General features: G+C 74.6%; 20 protein-coding genes. 11 read left to right on the top strand and 9 right to left on the bottom strand.

All coding sequences use genetic code 11. The annotated features are described in order from the left end of the window. A complete protein-coding gene (locus ACFV3E_RS00645; RefSeq protein ID WP_500372765.1) occupies positions 1-1533 on the top strand; it encodes a phytoene desaturase family protein in 1533 nt (510 codons plus the stop codon). A 118-nt stretch (positions 1534-1651) separates the two neighbouring features. On the opposite strand, the gene ACFV3E_RS00640 is transcribed toward ACFV3E_RS00645, so the two are convergent. Continuing rightward, a complete protein-coding gene (locus ACFV3E_RS00640) occupies positions 1652-2644 on the bottom strand; it encodes a small ribosomal subunit Rsm22 family protein (protein ID WP_500369930.1) in 993 nt (330 codons plus the stop codon). Positions 2645-2730: 86 nt separating this feature from the next. Between ACFV3E_RS00640 and ACFV3E_RS00635 the strand changes: the two genes are divergently transcribed. The 3 genes from ACFV3E_RS00635 to ACFV3E_RS00625 are packed head-to-tail and all read left to right on the top strand — an operon-like array spanning position 2731 to position 4575. Further along, positions 2731-2970 (top strand): hypothetical protein, encoded by a 240-nt coding sequence (locus ACFV3E_RS00635; protein WP_500532749.1) that lies wholly within the window; start codon positions 2731-2733, stop codon positions 2968-2970. Between the two features lie 44 nt (positions 2971-3014). After that, a complete protein-coding gene (locus ACFV3E_RS00630; protein WP_500532748.1) occupies positions 3015-4298 on the top strand; it encodes an MFS transporter in 1284 nt (427 codons plus the stop codon). Positions 4299-4356: 58 nt separating this feature from the next. Further along, positions 4357-4575, top strand: coding sequence for a TrfB-related DNA-binding protein (locus ACFV3E_RS00625; RefSeq protein WP_499511567.1), 219 nt, complete (start codon positions 4357-4359; stop codon positions 4573-4575). Between the two features lie 277 nt (positions 4576-4852). Here ACFV3E_RS00625 and ACFV3E_RS00620 read toward each other — a convergent pair whose 3' ends face one another. The 5 genes from ACFV3E_RS00620 to ACFV3E_RS00600 all read right to left on the bottom strand — a co-directional run bounded on the left by ACFV3E_RS00620 (position 4853) and on the right by ACFV3E_RS00600 (position 11669). After that, entirely contained in the window at positions 4853-6436 is a 1584-nt protein-coding gene (locus ACFV3E_RS00620) for a methionine--tRNA ligase (protein WP_500532747.1), read from the bottom strand. Positions 6437-6688: 252 nt separating this feature from the next. Then, positions 6689-8836, bottom strand: a complete 2148-nt coding sequence (locus ACFV3E_RS00615) for a SpoIIE family protein phosphatase (RefSeq protein ID WP_500532746.1) — start codon at positions 8834-8836, stop codon at positions 6689-6691. A 250-nt stretch (positions 8837-9086) separates the two neighbouring features. Beyond that, entirely contained in the window at positions 9087-10175 is a 1089-nt protein-coding gene (locus ACFV3E_RS00610; RefSeq protein ID WP_500532745.1) for a serine hydrolase domain-containing protein, read from the bottom strand. Continuing rightward, complete coding sequence (locus ACFV3E_RS00605) at positions 10141-10338, bottom strand: hypothetical protein (RefSeq protein ID WP_499511571.1); 198 nt, start codon at positions 10336-10338, stop codon at positions 10141-10143. Before ACFV3E_RS00605 ends, ACFV3E_RS00610 begins: the two co-directional genes overlap by 35 nt. A gap of 38 nt (positions 10339-10376) precedes the next feature. Further along, positions 10377-11669, bottom strand: coding sequence for a multidrug effflux MFS transporter (locus tag ACFV3E_RS00600; protein ID WP_500532744.1), 1293 nt, complete (start codon positions 11667-11669; stop codon positions 10377-10379). 81 nt (positions 11670-11750) lie between these two features. On the opposite strand from ACFV3E_RS00600, the gene ACFV3E_RS00595 reads away from it, so the two are divergent. After that, a complete protein-coding gene (locus tag ACFV3E_RS00595; RefSeq protein ID WP_500532743.1) occupies positions 11751-12761 on the top strand; it encodes a Gfo/Idh/MocA family protein in 1011 nt (336 codons plus the stop codon). A gap of 5 nt (positions 12762-12766) precedes the next feature. Here the strand turns inward: ACFV3E_RS00595 and ACFV3E_RS00590 are convergent, their stop codons facing one another. Both ACFV3E_RS00590 and ACFV3E_RS00585 read right to left on the bottom strand, forming a co-directional pair. Further along, positions 12767-14410 (bottom strand): alkaline phosphatase D family protein, encoded by a 1644-nt coding sequence (locus ACFV3E_RS00590; RefSeq protein ID WP_500532742.1) that lies wholly within the window; start codon positions 14408-14410, stop codon positions 12767-12769. Positions 14411-15074: 664 nt separating this feature from the next. Further along, positions 15075-15389 carry a 4a-hydroxytetrahydrobiopterin dehydratase gene (locus tag ACFV3E_RS00585; RefSeq protein WP_500369921.1) on the bottom strand — a complete coding sequence of 105 codons (315 nt, stop codon included), beginning with the start codon at positions 15387-15389 and terminating at the stop codon, positions 15075-15077. 34 nt (positions 15390-15423) lie between these two features. Here ACFV3E_RS00585 and ACFV3E_RS00580 point away from each other — a divergent pair, with 34 nt between their 5' ends. The 4 genes from ACFV3E_RS00580 to ACFV3E_RS00565 all read left to right on the top strand — a co-directional run bounded on the left by ACFV3E_RS00580 (position 15424) and on the right by ACFV3E_RS00565 (position 20333). Beyond that, positions 15424-16200, top strand: coding sequence for an SDR family oxidoreductase (locus ACFV3E_RS00580; RefSeq protein ID WP_500369920.1), 777 nt, complete (start codon positions 15424-15426; stop codon positions 16198-16200). Positions 16201-16325: 125 nt separating this feature from the next. Further along, positions 16326-16979, top strand: coding sequence for a hypothetical protein (locus tag ACFV3E_RS00575; protein WP_500532741.1), 654 nt, complete (start codon positions 16326-16328; stop codon positions 16977-16979). Next, positions 16976-19093 carry a bifunctional polysaccharide deacetylase/glycosyltransferase family 2 protein gene (locus ACFV3E_RS00570; RefSeq protein WP_500532740.1) on the top strand — a complete coding sequence of 706 codons (2118 nt, stop codon included), beginning with the start codon at positions 16976-16978 and terminating at the stop codon, positions 19091-19093. The genes ACFV3E_RS00575 and ACFV3E_RS00570 overlap by 4 nt, the downstream gene beginning before the upstream one ends. Positions 19094-19121: 28 nt before the next feature. After that, positions 19122-20333, top strand: coding sequence for an acyltransferase family protein (locus tag ACFV3E_RS00565; protein ID WP_500532739.1), 1212 nt, complete (start codon positions 19122-19124; stop codon positions 20331-20333). Positions 20334-20376: 43 nt separating this feature from the next. Here the strand turns inward: ACFV3E_RS00565 and ACFV3E_RS00560 are convergent, their stop codons facing one another. Beyond that, a complete protein-coding gene (locus tag ACFV3E_RS00560) occupies positions 20377-21159 on the bottom strand; it encodes a patatin-like phospholipase family protein (RefSeq protein ID WP_500532738.1) in 783 nt (260 codons plus the stop codon). On the opposite strand from ACFV3E_RS00560, the gene ACFV3E_RS00555 reads away from it, so the two are divergent. Continuing rightward, positions 21158-21544 carry a hypothetical protein gene (locus ACFV3E_RS00555; RefSeq protein WP_500532737.1) on the top strand — a complete coding sequence of 129 codons (387 nt, stop codon included), beginning with the start codon at positions 21158-21160 and terminating at the stop codon, positions 21542-21544. The two genes, ACFV3E_RS00560 and ACFV3E_RS00555, sit on opposite strands and share 2 nt — an antisense overlap. Continuing rightward, positions 21532-21720, top strand: a 189-nt coding sequence (locus tag ACFV3E_RS00550; RefSeq protein WP_500532736.1) for a hypothetical protein, incomplete at its 3' end; no start/stop codon positions are given. The genes ACFV3E_RS00555 and ACFV3E_RS00550, both read left to right, overlap by 13 nt.

The raw sequence follows: 21720 nt of genomic DNA, 5'->3' as shown, positions 1-21720 counted from the left end.
CTGCCCCTTCATCCCTCGTACGACGTCGTGATCGTCGGCGGTGGCCACAACGGCCTGGTCGCCGCCGCGTACCTCGCCCGCGCGGGCCGCTCCGTGCTCCTGCTCGAGCGGCTCCCGGGCACCGGCGGCGCCGCCGTCTCCACGCGGGCGTTCACCGGTCTGGACGCACGGCTGTCCCGGTACTCGTACCTGGTGAGCCTGCTGCCCCGGAAGATCGTCGACGACCTGGGGCTGCGCTTCGCGGTCCGGCGCCGCCGCATCTCCTCCTACACCCCGTACGGCGACGGCGGGCTCCTCGTCGACGCCGAGTCGCCGTCCGCGACCCGCGAGAGCTTCGTCCGGCTGACCGGCTCCGACCGCGACTTCGAGGCCTGGCAGCGCTTCTACGGCATGACGCAGCGGGTCGCCGAGCGCGTCTTCCCGACGCTGACCGCGCCGCTGCCGTCCCGGGCCGAGCTGGAGCGGACCGTGGACGACCCGGAAGCCTGGTCCGCGCTGTTCGAGCGGCCGCTGGGCGAGACCGTCGAGGCCGCCTTCGAGGACGACGTGGTGCGCGGCGTGGTGCTGACCGACGCCCTGATCGGCACCTTCACCCACGCGCACGACCCCTCCCTGCTGCAGAACCGCTGCTTCCTGTACCACGTCATCGGCGGCGGCACGGGTGACTGGGACGTGCCCGTCGGCGGCATGGGCGCCCTCACCGACGCCCTGGCGGACGCGGCCCGGGCGGCCGGGGCGGAGATCGTGACGGGCACCGAGGTCACGGCCGTCGAGACCGACGGCACGCGGGCCGAGGTGTCGTTCGAGGGCGGCAGCGTGGGCGCCGGGCACGTGCTGGTCAACGCCTCCCCGTACGCGCTGGCCGGGCTGCTGGGGGAGGCGGCCCCGGAGAAGCCCGAAGGCGCCCAGCTCAAGGTGAACATGCTGCTGCGGCGGCTGCCGCGGCTGCGCGACACCGCGGTCGACCCGCGCGACGCCTTCGCCGGCACCTTCCACATCGCCGAGTCGTACACCCAGCTGGACCGGGCCTACCGCGAGGCGGCCGAGGGCGCGGTGCCCACGGCGCCGCCGTCCGAGATCTACTGCCACTCGCTGACGGACCCGTCGATCCTCGCCCCCGAGCTGGCCGCCCAAGGCGTGCACACCCTCACCCTCTTCGGGCTGCACGCCCCGGCGCGGCTCTTCGCCGACGACCCCGCGCAGGCCAAGGAGACCCTCCTCAAGGCCACCCTGGCGCAGCTGGACGCGGTGCTCGCGGAACCGCTGGCGGACTGCCTGGCGGTGGACGCGGACGGGCGGCCCTGCATCGAGGCGAAGTCCCCGCTCGACCTGGAGCGGGAGGTCGGCCTGCCCGGCGGGCACATCTTCCACCGCGACCTGGCGTTCCCCTACGCGGAGTCGGGCGGCGGCGCCTGGGGCGTGGGGACCGCGCACGCGAACGTGCTGCTGTGCGGGGCGGGCGCGGTGCGCGGCGGCGGGGTCAGCGGCGTCCCGGGCCACAACGCGGCCATGGCGGTGCTGGGCGACCGGTGAGCGCGCGGCGGGGTGCGGCCCTGCGCGGTGCCGCACGTCGTCGGCGGCAGGCGGTCGCCCCGCGGACCCGGGGCACGGGGCACAGGCCGTGCCCCGGTCGCCCGAGCCCGTCCCGGAGCTACTCCGGTTCCGCCGCAGGAGGCGGCCACGCGTCGCCCCAGGCGACGTCGCGGGCGGCACGGTACAGCGCCCCGTGCCGCTTGCTGACCGTGTCGCGGCGCAGGCCGTCCTCGACCGTGCACAGGTCGATGAGGACCTGTCCCTTGCGGATCTGCGGATGCCGCACCACGCGGTCCGGTGAGCCGTCGCCCGCCGCGGGGAAGCGGGCGGCCGCGACATAGCTGAACTTCTCGTCCTCGTACGGCAGGGAGCCCCCCTTGACCTGCCGGTGCAGCGAGGTGCGGGCGACCCGGGCCGCGAAGTGGCACCAGTCCGGGGCCTGCACCGGGCAGGTGCCGTCGTGGGGGCAGGGGGCGAGGACGTGGAAGCCTGCCGCGATGAGCCGCTCGCGCGCCGCCAGGACCCGGGCGTAGCCGTCCGGGGTGCCCGGTTCGACGACGAGCACGGCGCCGGCTGCGGCGCGTGCCGCCTCGGCGACGACCGCGTCGCGGTCGGCCTCCGTGAGCTCGCCGATGACGTACGACAGCGTGATCAGGTCCGCCTCGGGCAGCCGTGCCCCGGTGCCGAGCGGCGCTTTGTGCCAGCGCGCATCCCGCACGGCGGCGTGCTCCGCCCCGGCGGCCAGCTCACGGCCGAGTGAGAGCGCCGCGTCCGACCAGTCGAGGACGGTGCTGGTGTGCGTCCCGTCCTCCCAGGCGTCGGCGACCGCCCAGGTCGCGGCGCCGGTCCCGCCGCCCACGTCCAGGTGGCTCGCCGGCGCCCACTCCCCCGCCCGGGCCCGGAACTCCGCCAGCGCCGCGCCGACCGCGGCGTGGGTGGCCGGCATGCGGTACGCCGCGTAGGCCGCGACGTCGGTGCGGTCGCGGAGGATCGGGGTGCTGCTGGGCGTACGCCCCCGGTAGGTGGCGATCAGCCGGTCGACGGCCTGGGTGGCACGGCCGGGCGGGAGCCCGTCGAGGAGACCGGCGAGGGCGGCTTGCAGAGAGGACACAAGGGTCAAGGGTAAGGGTCGCCCGGAGCGGGTCGGCCCGGTCGCCGGTAGGGTGCACCGGCACCCGGTTGGCAGGAGGTCGCGCGGTGTTCGTGGAGATCGTGCTCACGGCCCTGCCCCTCGACCGCGACGAGGTCGAGGAGGCGCTGGAGGCCGCGTTCGAGGCCGACGGCGAGATCACGGGCGCCGGGACCGGTACGGGCAGCTGCCACCTCGACCTGGAGGTCGACGACGACGTGGACAGGGACGGCGCTCTGCGCAGGATCCACCGCACCCTGCGGGAACTCGGCGCAAGTGACCACGCCCGGGTGATCGTCCGCGACTGACACCGGCGCTAGGCTCCGCCGTCATGGCCTCGCCGGATGAGCAAGTGACGGATGCACGACGTGACTTCGGCCGCCTGTGGGGCGCCTACGCGGTGAGCGCGGCAGGGAGCGCGGTCGGCTCCGGGGCCCTGCCGCTGGTGGCCGTCCTGGCGCTGGACGTCACGACCTTCCAGGTCTCCCTCCTCGCGGCGCTCTCGGCGCTCGCGGGCGCCGCCATCACCCTCCCCCTGGGCGGCCGCGTCGAGCACCGCCGCAAACGGCCGGTCATGATCACCGCCGATCTGCTCCGCTTCCTCGTGCTGCTCAGCGTCCCGGTCGCGGCGGCCCTCGGCCTGCTCACCTTCGCGCAGTTGTGCCTGGTGGGCATCGTCCAGGCGGCCGCGGCCATCGTGTTCGGCGCGGCGAGCACCGCGCACCTCAAGGGCCTCGTCCCGCCGGGGGACCGTCTCCGGGCGGCCTCGCGGCTGGAGACCACCGACTGGCTCAGCCTGAGCGCGGGGCCGCCGGTCGGCGGGCTGCTCGTCACCGCCTTCGGGGCGACGGTCACCCTGGCCGTGGACGCGGTCTCCTTCCTGCTGTCCGCGCTGGGCGTCCGCCGGATCCGCCGCCCCGAACCGGAGCCCCCGGCCCGGGCCGCGTCGCACGGCCGCGGCCGGGACCTCGTGGCCGGCTGGACCTACGTCCTGGGGCACCGCGGACTGCGGCCGCTCTTCTGGAACGCCATGCTCTTCGGCGGGTCCATCATGATGAGCAACCCGCTGCTGGCCGTCCTGATGCTCCGCGAACTCCACTTCACCCCGTGGCAGTACGGCCTGGCGCTGGGACTGCCGTGCCTCGGCGGCGTCCTGGGCTCCCGCCTCACCGCCCCGCTGACCGGAAGGCTCGGCCCGCACCGGGTGCTGCTGCTGTTCGGGGTGCTGCGCACCCCCTGGCTCCTGCTGCTCGCCTGGGCGCCGGCCGGTCCCCTCGGGCCCGTCGTCCTGGTCACCGCCGACACCTTCCTGCTGCTGGCCGCCGGGGTCTTCAACCCGTCGTTCATCACGTACCGCATGGCCGCCACGGACGACGGCGTCATGACCCGGGTGATGACCTCGTGGTCGGTGAGCTCCAAGACGGCCCAGCCCCTGTCCATGCTGGCCGGCGGCGCCATCGCCGCCGTGGCGGGCGTCCGCGTGGCGATCGTCGTCGCGGGCGCGCTGTGCCTGGCCAGCGCCCTGCTCCTGCCCTGGCGTGCCCTGCCGTCCACGGCGACCGGCCCCGGCCGGGAGGAAGGGCGGGAGGAGGGACGGGAGGAGGCCGAGTCCTCGGGGAAACCCGCCACGACCTGAACCGGATCCCGACAACAGGGGGTTGACAACGACAACCCCGGGTTGTCACCCTGTGGTCATGGCAGACACCAGGGACCTCTCCGCGCACGAGCCCGCCCTCCGCCGCATCAAGGAGGTGCGGGCGCAGGCCATCCACCACGCCCGCCTCGCCCAGCAGTTCGCCGCCGAGCGGCGCGAGTTGATGCAGGACCTGATCGGCCAGGGCGTGTCGCAGGCCGACATCGCGCGGGAGCTCGGGGTGACGCGGCAGGCGATCCAGAAGATGCTGGCGGGCTAGGCACCTTTGCCCGGACCCGGCGTTCCCACCCTGGTGCCGCGGCCCGTCGTACGGCGCGAGACCTCCGCGGCCGAGGAACACCGGGAACCCGAGGAACACGCACAGCCCGCCCGGGTCGCGGCGGGCGCGCCACCCACGCGGCGAGGGCGCGGCAGCGGCCACCGCATCCGCGGCCGGCGACGGGACCGGCGCCGCGGGAGCGGCCACCCGCTGCGGAGCCCGAACACCCGCCGTCCACCGGCCCGAGAGCCGCCCCCGCACCGAAGGCACCCCGCGGTCAGCCCGTCGGCCGTGCTGCCGGGGCCGGGGCGGCTTTCGGCGCACCGGACTGGGGGAACAGCGGTGCGGGGGACGGGAGGCGGCCGTCGTCCCCGGCCGCGCAGCGCTGCGCGATCAGGGCCGCGGCACCCGGCAGGAAGGGCTCCAGTTCACCGGCGAGTGCACGGCAGGCGTGCACGAGGGCGGCCAGCACCGCGTCCAGGCGGCGGCCGGCGGAGGCGTTGCGGTGCCGGCGTTCGGCGCGGGCCAGTTCCCAGGGCCGGGTCTCGTCGATGCAGCGGTTGGCCTCGTCGACGATCCGCCAGACGGCGGCCGTGGCGCGCCGGAAGTCCACGTCGTGCAGCGCCGCCGTGACGGCGTCCGGCGCTTCCCGACAGGCCGTCAGCAAGGCCTCCGTGCCCGGCTCTCCGGGCACGGCCGCCTCCGGGACGACGCCGTCACGGAACCGGTGGACCATCGTCACCACCCGGTGCACCAGGTTGCCGAGCCCCCCGGCCAGGTCCGCGTCGGCGCGGGCGACCAGCCGTTCGCGCGTGAAGTCGGCGTCGCCGACCCGCGGCACCTCGCGCAGCAGCCACCAGCGCACCGCGTCGGTGCCGTGCTCGGTGGTCAGTTCCTCCGGGTCGACGGTGGTGCCCGCCGACTTGCTGATCTTGCGCCCCTCCACCGTCAGGTAGTCGTGGACGAGGATGTCCGTCGGCAGCGGCAGCCCCGCCGACAGCAGCATCGCGGGCCAGTAGACGGCGTGGAAGCGCAGCACGCCCTTGCCCACCAGGTGCACGCGCCGCCCGTCACCCTCCCACCACCGGCCGTACGCCGCCGCGCTCTCCCCGTCGGGGCCGCCGTAACCGAGGCTGGTGACGTAGTTGCCGAGCGCGTCCCACCAGACGTAGATCACCTGCCCGGGGTCGCCGGGCACCGGGATGCCCCAGCCGCGGGCCCGGGTCTGGGACCGGGAGACGGAGAAGTCGCGCAGCCCGCGCGCGAGCAGGGCGAGCACCTCGTTGCGGCGCGCGGCCGGCTCGATGCGCAGCCGCCCGTCCTCGATCAGCCCGCGCAGCTCGTCGGTGTACCGGGACAGCCGGAAGAACCAGTTCTCCTCCGCGACCGTCTGCGGCTCGGTGCCGTGCTCGGCGCAGCGGCCGCCCACCAGGTCGTCCGGGGTGTAGAACTGCTCGCAGCCCACGCAGTACAGGCCCTCGTAGTGCTCGCGGTAGAGGTCGCCCGCGGCGGCGCAGCGGTGCCAGAGCCGCTCCACGCCCGCACGGTGGCGGGCGTCGCGGCTGGTGCGGATGAAGTCGTCCAGGGAGAGCGCGAGCGGGCCGTCCAGGGCCGCGAAGGCGGCCGCGTTGCGGTCCACGAGGTCCTGGACGGGGATGCCCTCGGCCTCGGCGGCCAGCACGTTCTTCAGCGAGTTGTCGTCGGTGCCGCTGAGGAAGCGCACCGGTTCGCCGCGTCGGCGGTGGTGCCGGGCCAGCACATCGGCCTGCACCAGTTCGAGCGCGAAGCCGAGGTGGGGGCGGGCGTTGACGTACGGGATGGTGGTGGTGACGTAGAAACGGGAAGCCTGGGGCGCGGTCATCGGAACCTCCGGTAAGGACGGTGGCGGGGCTCCGACGCGCAAAAGGATCGAGGCCCCGGTGGGGGCCTCGGAAGACGCGGACGCGTCCGGTGTCAGCGGCCCCGGGCGGGGGCCATCATCTGCCGGTGGTACGGGTTCGCGATCATGCCTCGATGCTAGCAGCCGGGGCGCCCGGTTCGCGGAACCATTTCCCGAGGAAAGCGGCGCGCAAGAGCCACCCGGCGTGGGGCGGGGCGGCTCCCTGAGAGGTCGTCACACGGCGGGCCGGGTCGGCCGTCCCGTCACGTGGGTGAGCAGCAGGGCGATGTCGTCGTTGCGCGGGCCGGACCGCTGGGCGTGCCCGAGGAGGCTGTCGGCCAGGGCGTCCATCGAGGCCTCCGGACCGGCCCGGGCGAGGTGCGCCGCGAGGTCGGCGGCGGACACGTCGATGTCGACGCCCGGGGTCTCCACCAGGCCGTCGGTGTACAGCGCGAGCACCGCGCCGGGCGGCAGCGCGATCTCCGTCGTCGGGTAGCAGGCGTCGGGGTCGACGCCCAGCAGCGGGCCGGGCGGCAGCGGCAGCACCTCGGTGGTGCCGTCCGGGTGCCGCAGCACCGGCGGCGGGTGGCCGGCGGTGGCCACGCAGGCGGTGTGCCGTTCCAGGTCCAGTTGGGCGTAGAGGCAGCTGGCGAGCAGGCCGGGGTCGAGGTCGACGAGCAGCCGGTTGGAGCGGGCCAGCACCTCGCTGGGGGAGGCGCCCGCGGTGGCGCGGACGGCGGTGCGGACCTCCCCCATGAGCGCGGCGGCGTTCACGTTGTGACCCTGGACGTCGCCGATCGCCACGGCGCACGTGGTCGTGTCGAGCCGGATCACGTCGTAGAAGTCGCCGCCGATGTCGATGCCGCGGGTGGCCGGCATGTAGCGGGCGGCCACCTCCAGGCCGGGGACGTCCGGCAGGGCGCGGGGCAGCAGCCGGGCCTGCAGGCTGATCGCGAGGTTGTGCTCGGCGTCGTACAGGCGCGCCCGGTCCAGGGCCTGCGCGACCAGGCCGGCGATCGAGATGAGGACGCTGCGCTCGCCGGAGGAGAAGGGGTGCGGGCGGTCGTAGGCCAGGGCCATGGTGCCGACGGGCCGGCCCGAGGTGATCAGGGGCAGGAAGGCCCAGGCGGCCTTGCGGTCCCGGACGACCGTGCCGGGGTAGATCCGCAGGAACTCGTCGACGTTGGCGAAGAAGCTCGGGACCCCGGTCTTGAGGACGCGCACGGCCGGGTTGTCGACGTCCATCGGCTGGGCGTCGACGGACTCCATGAAGTCCTCGTGGTAGCCCCGGTGCCCGATGATCCGCAGTCGTCCCTCCTCGGTGGTCAGCAGGGCCACGGCCTGCACGCCGAAGACGGACAGCATCTGTTCGACGACCAGGTCGATGACGTCCTGCGTGCCGACGGCCTCGGTGAGCGTGGCCGACATGTGCAGCAGGTGGTACAGGGCGATGGCCCGGTCCGGCGTGGGGCCCGCGGGCAGTTGCGCCGCGGGGGTGTCCGCGGCCTCCGGTGTGGGGGCGGGCGTGACGCGGACGCTCACGCCGGTGCCGTCCGGGTAGAGCTCGAAGGTGAGCCAGCGGTCCGGTGGGCGCAGCGCCGTGGCCGAGCCGGGACGGCGGCTGATCATCGCGCTGCGGAAGCGGTCCTCGAAGACCGGGTCGTCCAGCCAGGACAGCAGCTCCCAGGGCTCGGTGCCCAGGAGGTCGGGGACCTCCGCCCCGAGCAGGGCGGCGGCGGTCTCCGTGACGAAGGTGATCCGGCCGTCCAGGTCCAGGGCGAAGGAGCCCTCCGGGAGCCGTTCCGCGAGGTCGGCGGCGGCCATGGCCTCGTCCGGGCCGTGGGTGCGGGTGCGGAGCGCGGGCAGCACCCGCGGCTCGGCGGGGGGCCGCACCGGCTCGCCGTCCTCGGCGGCCCTGCGCAGGAGGCGGCCCATGCGGTCGCAGGCCCCGCGGTACGCCTCCCGGGCCCGGCGGGTGATCCGCCCAGGATGGCCGCCGGGCCACACCAGGCACAGCGCGCCCCAGATGGTGGAGCCGCTGGTGATCGGGGCCGCGGCGAGCGGGAAGTCGTACGGCAGGACGAGGGCGAGCCGGGGGTACAGCCGGGCGGTGTCCTCGTGGCCGCACAGCAGCACCATGCGTCGTTCGCGGACCGCGTCGGCGATGGGGCTGGAGGCGCCGGGTGTCACCCGCCCCCAGATCGTGTCGATCTTGCGGGAGACGCCGACGACCACCGTCAGCCGCAGCATGTCCTGCTCGGGGGTCATCAGGTAGACCAGGCCCATGGAGGCGCCCGTGTCGCGCACCACCTGGCTCAGCGGGGAGTCCAGCAGCGCCGGACCGGTGTCCGCGGCGACGAGACCGGCGAGGTCCGGCGGCATGCCCTCACCGCCTCCCGTCCGGTGCCGGGTCCGGTCGCGTCCTGACCTCGGGGACCATCGACTCCTGCGCCTCCGTTCCGCCGTGGGGGCCGGCCGGCCGACGCGGCGGCCGCCCGGGATCGCCACCCCACGTCAGCTGCCAAACTACCCGATGAACCGCATGCGGCACCTTTCGGGCGCCCGCCCCCGCCGCCCCGCCGTGCCCGGCGCGCCCCTTCGGCCCCACGGGGCACGGCTCACGGCACGCGGCTCACGCCACGCCGAGCGCCCTCGCGAACCGCGTGCCCGCGGCCGCCCGGGGCGCGCTCCCGTCCCGCCACGTACGGCACGGGTGCACGGAGTTGGCGAGCAGCACCAGGAAGCCGTCGGTGGCGGGGTCGATCACCAGGCTGGTGCCGGTGAACCCGGTGTGGCCCGCCGCCCCGCGGCCCGCGAGGGCGCCCATGAACCAGGGCCGGTCCAGCTCGAAGCCGGGGTAGGGGCCGCCGCCGTCCAGCAGCGCACGGCAGAACAGGGCGAGGTCCCAGGCGGTGGAGAACAGCCCCGCGTGGCCGGCCACACCCCCCATGACGTGGGCGTTCTCGTCGTGGACGGTCCCGCGCAGCGTTCCGCGGTCCAGCCGGGCCCAGGGCCTGCGCTGGTCCTCGGTGGCGGCGGTCCGCGGGGCCCAGGAGGCGGGCGGGTTGTAGCGGGTGTCGTACATCCCGAGCGGGTCGGTGACGTCCTCCCGCACGAGGGCGTCGAGGGCCTCGCCGGTGGTCCGCTCCAGGACGTGCTGCAGCGCGATGAGGTTGAGGTCGGAGTAGATCCGCTCGGTGCCGGGCGCGACGACCGGCGCCTCCTCCCAGAGCAGCTTCGCCCGGGCCTCGGCGTCGGGGTGGTCGTGGAACGGCAGCTCGGGACGGAGTCCCGAGGTGTGGTCGAGGAGTTGTCCCACGGTGATGCGCTGCTTGCCCGCGGCGGCGAACTCGGGCACGTACGCCGCGACCTCCCGGCCGAGTTCCAGCCGTCCCACCGCGACGACGGCGGTGAAGAGCTTGGTCAGCGAGGCCAGGTCGAAGACCGTGTCCGGCCGCATCGGCACCCAACGCTCGCGGGGCAGCTCGACACCGCGGTCGGCACCCTCGTCGTAGCAGGCGTACCGCACCGCCCAGCCCACTGCCTCGTGCAGGGCGACCGTCCCCCCTCGGCCCGCGAGGACCACCGCCCCCGCGCACCAGGGGTGCACGGAGGGGGGCACGGGCTCCAGATATGGGGTGATGTCCTCGACGAGCAGACTCAGCTCGTCGCCGCGCAGCTCCGCCTCACGGGAGGTACCTCTCGACAGCTGCGGGGCCATGCTCCTCCAGCAACTTGCGGGCCTTCTCGATGAGGGCCGGCGTCGGCTCACGGCCGGAGGCCATGACCAGGTCCTCCGGATCGATCATGTGTTCGGACCCGGTGTGCAGACAACTGTCCGCGGTCTTCCAGGCCCACCTGCTCTCGTCGATCGGCTCGGACATCGCTGCCTCCTGACTCGGCGCGGCAATGACGGCACGTATCACCGTGCATCCACAGTACGCCGCCACGGTCGGCACAGCCCGGCGAAGCAGACCCAGGCCGCCAGGACGCTGCCCAGCTGCACCAGGGCCATCGGCACCGCCGTGTGCTCGCCCGCGATCCCGACGAGCGGCGAGGCGACGGCACCCACCAGGAAGGAGGTCGTGCCGAGCAGCGCGGAGGCCGAGCCGGCGGCGTGCCGGGTGCGCATCAGCGCGAGCGCGTTGGTGTTGGGCAGGACCAGGCTCATCGCCGCCATCAGCACGAAGAGCCCCGCGGCCACCGGCACCAGCCCCACCGGCCCGAGCCATCCCGCGGTCAGCGCCAGCAGCACGGCCGCGGCCACGGTGATCACCGCCAGCCCCACCCCGGTCACCTTGTCCATGCTGACCCGCCCGACCAGGATCTTGCCGTTGACCTGGCCCAGCGCCACCAGGCCGACGGAGTTGAGGCCGAAGAGCAGGCTGTAGGTCTGCGGCGATGCCCCGTAGATCTCCTGGACGACGAACGAGGACGCCGAGACGTAGGCGAACAGCGCGGCGAAGGTGAAGCCGCCGGTGAGCATGTAACCGGTGAAGGCGCGGTCGGCCAGCAGCCCGCGCATCGCCCCCAGCGTGGCGCCGAACCCGCCGCCGTGCCGGTCCGCGGGGCGCAGCGTCTCGGGCAGGCAGCGCCACACCACGAGGGTGAGCAGCACGCCCACCACGGTCAGCACGACGAAGACCCCGCGCCAGTCGGTGATCCGCAGCACCTGCCCGCCGATGAGCGGCGCGACGATCGGCGCGACCCCGGAGATCAGCATCAGGGTGGAGAAGAAGCGCGCCATCGCGACACCGTCGTACAGGTCGCGGACGATCGCGCGGGCGATCACGATGCCGGCCGCGCCGGTGAGGCCCTGCAGCAGCCGGAAGCCGATCAGCAGGTCCGTGGTGGGCGCGAAGGCGCAGACGGCGGTGGCGAGGACGTAGAGCGCCATTCCGGCCAGCAGCGGGCGGCGGCGGCCCCAGCGGTCGCTCATGGGGCCGACGACCATCTGACCGAGGGCGAGGCCGAGCAGGCACGCGGTGAGCGTGAGCTGCACCGTGACCGCCGGACTGCGCAGGTCCTCGGTGACCTGCGGCAGGGCCGGCAGGTACATGTCCATGGAGAGCGCGGGGAGCGCGCTGAGCGCGCCGAGCAGGAACGTCACCATCAGGCTGGTGCGAGCTCCTGGGATGTCTCCGGCGCGTCGTACCGGGGTGGACGGCCCCGGTGTGGATATCTGGTCGGGCGGGGTCGCGCCGGCTTCCGGCATGGGTCTCTCTCCGTGGTGTGTGAATCGTTCTCTATGCTCTCAGCAATCACGAGGTGGTCGAGGCCAGGTGGGGGCAGATTCATGACGGAATCGGTCGGTTCCGGTAGGAAAGTGCGCTGGGGCATCCTGGCCACCGGCGGCATCGCAGCTTCCTTCGCCAAGGACCTGCGGGAGATGAAGGACGACGCGGAGATCGTCGCGGTCGGCTCGCGCAGCCTCGCCTCCGCGCGCGCCTTCGCGGACCGCTTCGACATCCCGCGCGCGTACGGCAGCTGGACCGAACTCGCCGACGACGACGGCGTCGACGTGGTGTACGTCGCCACCCCGCACTCGGCGCACCGCGTCGCGGCCGGGCTCTGCCTGCGGGCCGGACGGTCGGTGCTGTGCGAGAAGCCGTTCACCGTCAACGCGGTCGAGGCGCGCGAGCTGGCCGACCTCGCCAAAGCCCGCGGGCTCTTCCTGATGGAGGCGATGTGGACCTACTGCAACCCCGTGGTGCGGCGACTGACCGAGCTGGTCGCGGACGGGGCGGTCGGCGAGGTCCGCAGCGTGCACGCGGACTTCGGCCTCGCCGGTCCCTTCGAGCCCGGCCACCGGCTGCTCGACCCGGCCCTCGGCGGCGGCGCCCTGCTGGACCTCGGCGTCTACCCGGTGTCCTTCGCCCACCTGCTGCTCGGTGAGCCCGACGAGGTCCAGGCCTGGGCCCACCTGACCGAGCACGGCGTGGACGACAACACCGGCATGCTGCTCGGGTACGACAGCGGCGCCATGGCGGTGCTCAGCTGCTCCCTCACCGCCGACACCGCGCAGACCGCGGTGGTCACCGGCTCCGCGGGACGGATCGAGGTCCCCGCCGGCTTCTTCCACCCGGACCGCTTCGTGCTGCACCGCGAGGGCCGCGAGCCGGAGGAGTTCGGCGCCCCGGACGACGGACTGCGGGGGCTGCAGCACGAGGCGGCCGAGGTCATGCGCTGCCTGCGCGCGGGCGAGCGTGAGTCCCCGCTCGTCCCGCTGGAGGGCAGCCTCGCCGTCATGCGGACGCTCGACACGGTCCGGGACCGCATCGGCGTCCGCTACCCCGGTGAGGACTGAGCCCGTCAGGTCTCCCGCAGACCGGGGTCCCCGGCCTCGGTCACGAAGGACGCGGCGGTGGTCAGGTCGGCGCCCGGGGTGGTCACGGAGTCGACGGTCTTGAAGTCGGCCCGCGCCTCCTCGGCGTCCAGCCGGACGGTCACATAGCCGCGGCGCCCGTCGTAGAACCGCAGGTGCGGGTTGGCGGCCAGGAGCGACGACCAGTTGGACGGGCGCGGGGAGCCGTTGCGGCCGCTGCTGATCGAGCTGGTGACCAGCTCCGTGCCGACGGTGCGCGAGGTGGGGTCGTCCCAGTCGGCCTTGATGTCCATCGCGTAGTGGACGTGCACGTCGCCGGTGAGCACCAGCAGGTTCTCGATGCCGGCGGCGCCCGCCCCGGCCAGCACGCGGTCCCGGGAGGCCGGGTAGCCGTCCCAGGCGTCCATGCTGAGCGGGGAGGCGGCGGCGGCGTTCTTCCGCCGGGAGAACACCACCTGCTGCGGGATCACGTTCCAGATGGCCTGCGAGCGGGCGAAGCCGTCCAGCAGCCAGCGCTCCTGGGTCGCCCCGGTCATCGTGCGCGCCGGGTCCTGCGACTCCGGCCCGGGGTCGTGCCAGCGGCCCCGGTACGCCTGGTCGGTGCGGTACTGCCGGGTGTCGAGGATGTCGAACTGCGCGAGCCGTCCGTAGTGGAAGCGGCGGTAGAGCGTCATGTCCGGGCCCCGGGGGAACTGCGGGAGGCGCAGCGGCTGGTTCTCCCAGTAGGCCCGGTAGGCGGCGGCGCGGCGGACCAGGAACGCGTCGGCGGGGCCGTCGTCCTCGCCGCTGCCGCCCGCGTAGTTGTTCTCGGTCTCGTGGTCGTCCCAGGTCACGAACCAGGGGAAGGCGGCATGCGCGGCCTGCAGGTCGGGATCGGACTTGTAGAGGGCGTACCGCAGGCGGTAGTCCTCCAGCGTCACCGTCTCCTTGGCGAACCACTCCGGCAGGGTGCGGTCGGTGAGGGCGCGGGCGCCGCCGGTGGCGCTGACGGCGTACTCGTAGAGGTAGTCGCCCAGGTGGAAGACGGCGTCGACGTCCTCGTTCGCGAGATGACCGAACGCGGTGAAGTACCCGTCGTGGTACGCCTGGCAGCTCACCGCGGCCAGCCGCATCTCGTACGGGAGGGCGCCCGGCGCGGGGGCGGTGCGGGTACGGCCCGGGGGGCTGATCCAGGGGCCCGCGCGGAAGCGGTAGTAGTACACCCGGTCCGGCTGGAGGCCCTGGACGTCGACGTGCACGGTGTGCCCGAACTCCGGGTGCGCCAGCGCGGTACCGCGGCGGACGACCCGCACGAACCGGTCGTCCCGCGCGATCTCCCACCGGACGGGCACGCGGGCCTCGGGCAGTCCGTCCCCCGGCGCCGGCTCGTAGGGGCGCGGCGCGAGCCGGGTCCACAGCACCACACCCCAGGGCGTGGGGTCGCCCGACGCGACACCCAGCGTGAACGGATCCTCGGCCAGCGCCCCGGGCGGCGCCTCGGCCGCCTGGGCGGCACCGGCGACGGGCAGGTTCGTGCTGAACGCGAGGGCCGCTGCGGCCCCCGTGACGGTCAGGAAGCGGCGGCGGTCGAGCAGCGCCGCCGCGGCGCGCAGCGTGCGGTCATGGCGGCTGCGGGCCTGCGGGTGCGTCACGTGTCCCTCCCTGGAGGTGGGTTGCGTGGCCCCGGTCGCGCACACGGGCTACCGGAACCCCCGTTCGGCCCACGGTGCCCCTGTCTCGCTGTTGACGCCGCGTCAGCTTCGCGACCCGGAACGGCCACCCTAACCGGGACATCCCGCCCCCGCGACGCGAAGCCCTCCGTCCGTGAACCCTCGCGCACCACGCAAGCCGGGGCGGCCCCTGCCCCGGCGGCACCGCAAGATCACCCCGGCCGGGGACACAGGGCGTCACAGGTCACCCACCACCGCCGTCGGCGTGACGGCCCGTCACGCCGTGGGTCACCGCGGGTAGGGCACGCGCGCCGGGAGGACACGTCCTCCCGGCCTCACCCGGACCCGAGCCCGCACACCGCGACCGCCCCAGCTCGTACCAGGAAGGGGCGGGCGGGCGGGGAGACACCACCCACCGGCACGCACCCCGCGAGGCGCCCGCACCCCCACCCCCGCGCCGTCGGCGTGACGGCCCGTCACACCGAGAGTCACCGCGGGTAGGGCACGCGCGCCAGGAGGACACGTCCTCCCGGCCTCACCCGGACCCGAGCCCGCGCACCGCGACCGTTCCGGCTCGCGCCGGGAAGGGGGGCGGGCGGGCGGGGAGACACCACCCACCGGCACGCACCCCCACACGAACCCGCCGCTACGCGGCCCCGTGGGCCGGGGCGATGGCCTCGACGCGTTGTGCCAGACCGAAGTCCCGTTCCGTGAGCCGGCCGCCCGCCGCGTGCGTGGTGATGGAGACGGCGACCGACTGGTAACCCAGCGTCAGGTCACTGTGGTGGTTCAGCTCGTCCTGGATCTGCGCGATGTGCATCACGAAGACCGCCGCCGGGATGTGCGGCAGCCGGTACGTGCGCAGCAGGCTCGCGCCGTCCTCGGAGAGGGACCAGCCGGGCAGCTCGGCGAGGCGGTCCTCGATCTCCTTGTGCGACAGGGGCTCGGCGTAGGGTGACATGGTTTCATCGTGGCACCGCATACCCTGCGGAGCCATGACTGAGATCGCGGGAAATGGAACGGGCGCCGCGCACCGGGTCGCGGTGGTCACCGGGGCCGGGTCGGGCATCGGGCGGGCTGTGGCGCGCGAACTGGCGGCCTCGGGCTGGGCCGTGGCCCTGGCCGGCCGGCGCGAGGAGGCGCTGCGCGGGACCGCCGACGGGCTGCCGGACGCGGCGGTGGCGGTCATCCCGACGGACGTCACCCGCCCGGAGGCGGTGGACGCGCTGTTCGCCGCCGTGGGAGCCCGCTTCGGCCGCGTCGACCTGCTGTTCAACAACGCGGGCATGGGGGCGCCCGCCGTGCCGGTGGACGAGCTGACGTACGAGCAGTGGCGTGCCGTCGTCGACGTCAACCTCACCGGCGCGTTCCTGTGCGCGCAGGCCGCCTTCCGGACGATGCGCGCGCAGCGGCCGCAGGGCGGCCGGATCATCAACAACGGGTCGATCTCCGCGCACGCGCCGCGGCCGCTGAGCGTGGCGTACACGGCGACCAAGCACGCCGTCACCGGGCTGACGAAGTCCCTGTCGCTGGACGGCCGTCCGTACCGGGTCGCCTGCGGCCAGATCGACATCGGCAACGCGGCCACGGAGATGACGGAGCGGATGGCGGCCGGGACCCTTCAGGCGGACGGGCGGTTGATGACCGAGCCCCGGATGGACGTCGCCGACGTGGCCCGCACCGTCGCGCACATGGCCGCGCTGCCGCTGGAGTCGAACGTGCAGTTCGCGACGGTGATGGCGACGACGATGCCGTACATCGGCCGCGGCTGACGCCGCAGCGGGGGCCACAGCGGGGGCCACAGCCACCCGCGGCCGAATTCGACCACTTCACCCACGGAAATCGTCAAGTCCGAAATACGTCCCATAGGACTGCTTGCGTCGCGTTACGTTGCGGCATGCTCTCCAAGCACCACCGCGACGTATGGTCAGAAACACCCGCAGACGATGTCGGGTCCGAGGCCGGGGCCCCCGAGCCGGAGACCGAGCTGATAGCGCTGCCCGGCCCCGTGTTCGTCGATTCCAGCGGGAGACGGGCCCGCGCAGTACGCAGGGCCGGCTGGCTGGTCGGCGCGGCATGCTCCGTCTACACGGCGGCACTGGCACTCAGCCTCTCCGGCGCGACGCCGATCGCGCCGAAGACGCTGCTGCCGCTGCCGGGGGTGCCGAGCACAGCGCCGGACGACGCGGGCTCCTCGGGGACGGGAGAACTCGACGTACCGGCCGACCAGGCCGCAGCACCCCCGGTGACGGCGGGCTTCCTCCGAGCGGGGGCGGCGGCCGCGCCGTCCCCGCCCGGGACGGCCGGCTCCCCGTCCTCCCCCAGCCCCAGCGCCTCCCCGACCAAGCGCCCGGCCAAGGGCGGCGGCGCCCCCGCCACCCCGCGGGCGACCGCGGGCAGCCCGACCGCCGGAGCGACCCCGACCACCGGAGCGACGGCGACCGAACCGGCGCCGTCCGGCTCCCCGTCGGGGCAGCCCAGCGGTTCCGCCTCCCCCGCCCCGGGCGCCTCCGACGGCTCCGTCGACCAGCAGCCGCAGGGCGGCCAGTGACCGCCCTGCGCCCCCGCCTCGTCATACCCCTGCTCGCCCTCGTGGTGCTCGTGTGCGTCCTGCTGCTCGGCGGCTACGTACGCGGCGACTTCGAGGCCGACCACCGGGTCCACCCGCCGGTCTCGGCGGACAAGGTGCCGGAGGCGGTGCTGGAGGGCGGCCCGGTCGTCGACACCACCGGTGACAGGCCCCGCTCGTACCGCACCCCGGACCGCACCATCGCCCTCACCTTCGACGACGGACCCGATCCGGTCTGGACGCCGGAGGTGCTGGACGTGCTCGAGCGGCAACACGTGCGCGCCACCTTCTTCGTGACCGGCGGCATGGCCGCCCGGCACTCCGCGCTGATCCGGCGGATGGTCGCCGAGGGCCACGAGATCGGCGTGCACACCTTCTCCCACCCCGACCTGGTGTACCAGTCGCCGGGGCGGATCGACCGGGAGCTGTCCCAGACCCAGCTGGCGCTCGCGGGGGCCGCCGGCATCCACGCCTCCCTCTTCCGCCCGCCGTACTCCTCGACCGCCGATGCGCTGGACGACCTGTCCTGGCCGGTCGTCCAGCGGGTCGGCAAGCAGGGCTACGTGGCCGCCTTCATCGACCGCGACGCCGAGGACTGGCGACGGCCCGGCGTGCAGGCGATCGTCGACGCCTCCGTGCCGGCGGAGCCGGGCGAGGGCGCGATCGTGCTCATGCACGACGCCGGCGGCGACCGCTCGCAGACCGTGGCGGCGCTGGACCGGCTGATCCCGCTGCTCAAGGAGCGCGGCTACCGCTTCGCCACGGTGGGCGAGGCGGTCGGCGCCACGTCCACCAACGACAAGGTCACCGGCTCGGAGTTGTGGAAGGGACGGGTCTTCGTCGCCGCGGTGGAGGTCTCCGAGGCCGCGGTCCCGGCGCTCGCCGTCCTCCTCGCCGGGGTGGGCCTGCTGGTGCTGGCCCGGTTCGCCGCGATGCTGGTGCTGGCGCGCCGGCACGCGCGGCAGCGCCGGGCGCCCGGCTTCGGCTGGGGACCGGCGGTCACCGAACCGGTGAGCGTCATCGTCCCCGCGTACAACGAGAAGGAGTGCATCACCCACACGGTGAACTCCCTCGCCACGAGCGACCATCCCGTGGAGATCGTGGTCGTGGACGACGGCTCGACCGACGGCACCGCCGACATCGTCGAGGCCCTGGACCTGCCCGGCGTCACCCTCGTACGGCAGCCCAACAGCGGCAAGCCCGCGGCGCTCAACAACGGTGTGTCGCACGCCCGGCACGACCTGATCGTGATGATGGACGGCGACACGGTCTTCGAGCCGGCCACCGTCCGCGAACTGGTGCAGCCCTTCGGCGACCCGCGGGTCGGCGCGGTCGCGGGCAACGCCAAGGTCGGCAACCGCACCCGGATGATCGGGCGCTGGCAGCACATCGAGTACGTGATGGGCTTCAACCTCGACCGGCGCATGTACGACCTGCTGCGCTGCATGCCCACCATCCCGGGCGCGTGCGGCGCCTTCCGGCGGGACGCGCTGCGCGACGTCGGCGGCATGAGCGACGAGACCCTCGCCGAGGACACGGACGTCACGATGGCGCTGCACCGGGCAGGCTGGCACGTGGTGTACGCCGAGCGCGCCCGCGCCTGGACCGAGGCGCCGTCCTCGGTCCGGCAGTTGTGGAAGCAGCGCTACCGCTGGAGCTACGGCACCATGCAGGCGATGTGGAAGCACCGCGGCGCCGTGCTGGACCGCGGGCACTCCGGCCGCTTCGGCCGGGTCGGGCTGCCGCTCGTCGTCCTCTTCCAGGTGCTCGCGCCGCTGCTGGCCCCGCTCATCGACGTGTTCGCGATCTACGGGCTGGTCTTCATGGACCCGTTTCGCACCGCGCTCGCGTGGGCGGGCGTGCTCGCAGTGCAGGCCGCGTGCGCGGCGTACGCCTTCCGGCTGGACGGAGAACCGCTGCGGGACCTGTGGCCGCTGCCCCTCCAGCAGGTGCTGTACCGGCAGTTGATGTACCTGGTGCTGCTGCAGTCCTGCGTGACGGCCGTCAACGGCGGCCGGCTGGGCTGGCACAAACTGCGGCGCACCGGCGAGGTCGGTGCACCGACCGTCGGCAGCGGCACCGCCGGCCGCGTCTGAACACCCGTACCCTCCCGAGGAGTTGCCGATGTCCGAAGCACGTGAGGCGGGAGCCCCGGCGGCCCCGCCCCGGCCCGCGGACGACGCAGGGACGCGCGTACCGGGGCCGCGCAGCACCACCCCCGCCGCCCCCACCCCGTCCACCGGGGGCGGGGGCGGCGGCGGGGGCGGTGGCCGGGACCGCTACCTCGACCTGCTGCGCGCCCTCGCCCTGGTACGGGTGGTCGTCTACCACACCTTCGGCTGGGCCTGGCTGACCCTGCTCCTCCCGTCCATCGGCATCATGTTCGCCCTGGCCGGGTCGCTGGCCGCGCACTCGCTGCAGCGGCCCGCGCTGTCCGTGGTGCGCGGCCGGCTGCGGCGGCTGCTGGTGCCCTTCTGGCTGTTCGCCGCCGCCGTGACCGTCCTGATGCTGCTCCACGGCTGGCGGCCGCACTCCTGGCACCGGATGCTGCTGTGGATCCTGCCGCTGGCGGACCCGCCCGGCACCGCCTGGGCCGAGCAGATCGTCGCCCCGCTCTGGTACATCCGCACCTACCTGTGGCTCGTCCTGCTCTCCCCGTGGCTGCTCAAGGCCTTCCGGGCCGCGCCGCGCTCGTGCCTGGCCGCCTGCGGCGCACTGGTCGTCCTCGCCCAGTACGACCGGCTGCCGCTCGCCGAGCCGGCCCTCACGCCGGTGGTCGACCTCGTCACCTTCGCCGCCTGCTGGCTGCTCGGATTCGCGCACCGCGACGGCCTGCTGGACGCCCTGCGGGCCCGTACCGTGGTCGCCTCGGCCGCGCTCTGCCTCGCCGCGGGCGGCTGGTTCGCGTACACCCACCCCACCGACGAGGGCATCGACCTCGGTGAGATCCCACTGGCCCAGGCATTGTGGTCGGCCGGTTTCGTCCTCCTGCTGCTGCGCTTCCGCCCGCGCCGGATGGGCCGCCTGCCCGTCGCCGACGGCGCCGTCGGACTGCTCAACGCCCGCGCCGTCACCGTCTACCTGTGGCACGAGGTCGCGCTCTTCGCCAGCGTCCCGCTGATCGACCTGATGTGGGACGTGCCCTTCTTCGAGGACCATCTCCCGCTCGACGCGACCTGGTTCCAGTTCCTCGTCGTCTGGCCGCTCATCGGCGCCGCCGTCCTGCTGGTCGGCTGGACCGAGGACGTCGCCTCACGGCGCCGGCCGCGCCTGTGGCCGACGGGCGGGCGCAAGCGCGGCCGGCGGGCCCGCGGCCGCGCCGCCGGGGCCCGCTGAGTCACCGCGGCCCGGCGACGACGCCCCGCCGATACCGGCCGCCTCACGGACCGCCACGGAGCCGGCGGCCCTTGTCGATGACGCGCTGGACCGCGTCGGCCATGAACTCCTCGGCCGCGCGGACCTCGTGGGCCGCGCCGAGCAGGCCGGCGGTCCTGGCGAGCAGGCGCTCGGTGTCCTCGTAGCCGCGGGACCGCAGCCGCTCGAAGGCGGCGGGCGAGAAGTCCAGCAGTCCGCTGGGGGTGCCCAGGGTGCCCTCGGGGGTGAGCGGGCGGGACGGGCGGACGCGCAGCAGGGTCAGCCCGGGGTGCTCGATCTGCCGCACGGTCTCGCCCGGGGCGAGCTGGACGACGATGACGACGTCGCAGTGGTCGAGGTCGGCCAGCGCGCGGATGGGCGTGTTGTCCCGGCCGAGCATGCCGTCGCGGTAGTACTCGCCCGCGACCTGGCGCGGCGCGAACAGGAACGGCAGCGCGGCGCTGCCCAGCACGGCCTCCTTGATCTCCGCGTGCTCCAGGCCGTTGAGGTGGAGGATCCGCGAGCGGCTGCCGAGGAGTCCGGCCAGCCATTGGGCCGCCATCTGGCCGGCCCGCAGGTGCGGCAGCGGGTGCGGGGCCAGGACGGGGTACGCCGCGACCCGCATGGTGACGGCCGCGGGGCGCCGCAGCGCGGCCGCGTCGATGGCGCGGTCGGCGAGCCGCTCCAGGTCGCCGTGCGCGCCGAGGAGGCGGACGACCCGGGGCGCGAGGTTGCCGAACCTCTGCAGCAGGGACTCGGAGACGGCCCCGTCCGCGACGGCGCGGGTGCCGAACGGGGCGTCGCCCATGCGGGGAGCAGGGCCGGATGCAGGAACTGTCGCGGGCGGCCTCGCCGACGACGTGCAGGAGCACGGCTACTTCCCGGTCTGGCGGGCGGGGCTCGTCCTCGCCCTGTGCGAGACCGGCGCCCGGGACCAGGCCGCCGACCTGCTGCAGGCCTTCGCCGACGACACCGACGGCTTCCGCGCCCTGCCGCCGCACGGCTGGGCGGTGCCCACGCTCGCCCTGCTCGCCGAGGCCTGCGCCGCGATCGGCGACCAGGCAGAGCTGCCGCCCCTGGTGCCCGGCTGCGCGAACGGCTGGCCCCGCACAACGGCACCGGCATCGCCCTGGCCGGCTGGCCCACGGTGCTGGTCGCGCCCACGGCCCAGGCATGCGGTGTGCTCGCCCTGACCGCCGGGGAACCGGACGCCGCCCTCGCGCACTTCCGCCTGGCGGCCACCCCGGCGCGTACCTCCGCCCCGCAGTTGGCCTCGCACAACGGCACCGGCATCGCCCTGGCCGGCTGGCCCACGGTGCTGGTCGCGCCCACGGCCCAGGCATGCGGTGTGCTCGCCCTGACCGCCGGG

The sequence above is a fragment of the Streptomyces sp. NPDC059718 genome (genome assembly GCF_042733315.1).
GTDB lineage: Bacteria > Actinomycetota > Actinomycetes > Streptomycetales > Streptomycetaceae > Actinacidiphila.
This window is presented reverse-complemented; position numbering and strand designations above follow the sequence as displayed.

What these genes read in the sequence shown, in the direction of transcription:
- ACFV3E_RS00560 (WP_500532738.1), bottom strand. Translation starts at nt 21,159, where the DNA reads ATGGGCGACGCCCCGTTCGGCACCCGCGCCGTCGCGGACGGGGCCGTC.
- ACFV3E_RS00555 (WP_500532737.1), top strand. Translation starts at nt 21,158, where the DNA reads ATGCGGGGAGCAGGGCCGGATGCAGGAACTGTCGCGGGCGGCCTCGCC.
- ACFV3E_RS00615 (WP_500532746.1), bottom strand. Translation starts at nt 8,836, where the DNA reads ATGCCGCCGGACCTCGCCGGTCTCGTCGCCGCGGACACCGGTCCGGCG.
- ACFV3E_RS00595 (WP_500532743.1), top strand. Translation starts at nt 11,751, where the DNA reads ATGACGGAATCGGTCGGTTCCGGTAGGAAAGTGCGCTGGGGCATCCTG.
- ACFV3E_RS00625 (WP_499511567.1), top strand. Translation starts at nt 4,357, where the DNA reads ATGGCAGACACCAGGGACCTCTCCGCGCACGAGCCCGCCCTCCGCCGC.
- ACFV3E_RS00580 (WP_500369920.1), top strand. Translation starts at nt 15,424, where the DNA reads ATGACTGAGATCGCGGGAAATGGAACGGGCGCCGCGCACCGGGTCGCG.
- ACFV3E_RS00610 (WP_500532745.1), bottom strand. Translation starts at nt 10,175, where the DNA reads ATGGCCCCGCAGCTGTCGAGAGGTACCTCCCGTGAGGCGGAGCTGCGC.
- ACFV3E_RS00575 (WP_500532741.1), top strand. Translation starts at nt 16,326, where the DNA reads ATGCTCTCCAAGCACCACCGCGACGTATGGTCAGAAACACCCGCAGAC.
- ACFV3E_RS00585 (WP_500369921.1), bottom strand. Translation starts at nt 15,389, where the DNA reads ATGTCACCCTACGCCGAGCCCCTGTCGCACAAGGAGATCGAGGACCGC.
- ACFV3E_RS00600 (WP_500532744.1), bottom strand. Translation starts at nt 11,669, where the DNA reads ATGCCGGAAGCCGGCGCGACCCCGCCCGACCAGATATCCACACCGGGG.
- ACFV3E_RS00605 (WP_499511571.1), bottom strand. Translation starts at nt 10,338, where the DNA reads ATGTCCGAGCCGATCGACGAGAGCAGGTGGGCCTGGAAGACCGCGGAC.
- ACFV3E_RS00565 (WP_500532739.1), top strand. Translation starts at nt 19,122, where the DNA reads ATGTCCGAAGCACGTGAGGCGGGAGCCCCGGCGGCCCCGCCCCGGCCC.
- ACFV3E_RS00620 (WP_500532747.1), bottom strand. Translation starts at nt 6,436, where the DNA reads ATGACCGCGCCCCAGGCTTCCCGTTTCTACGTCACCACCACCATCCCG.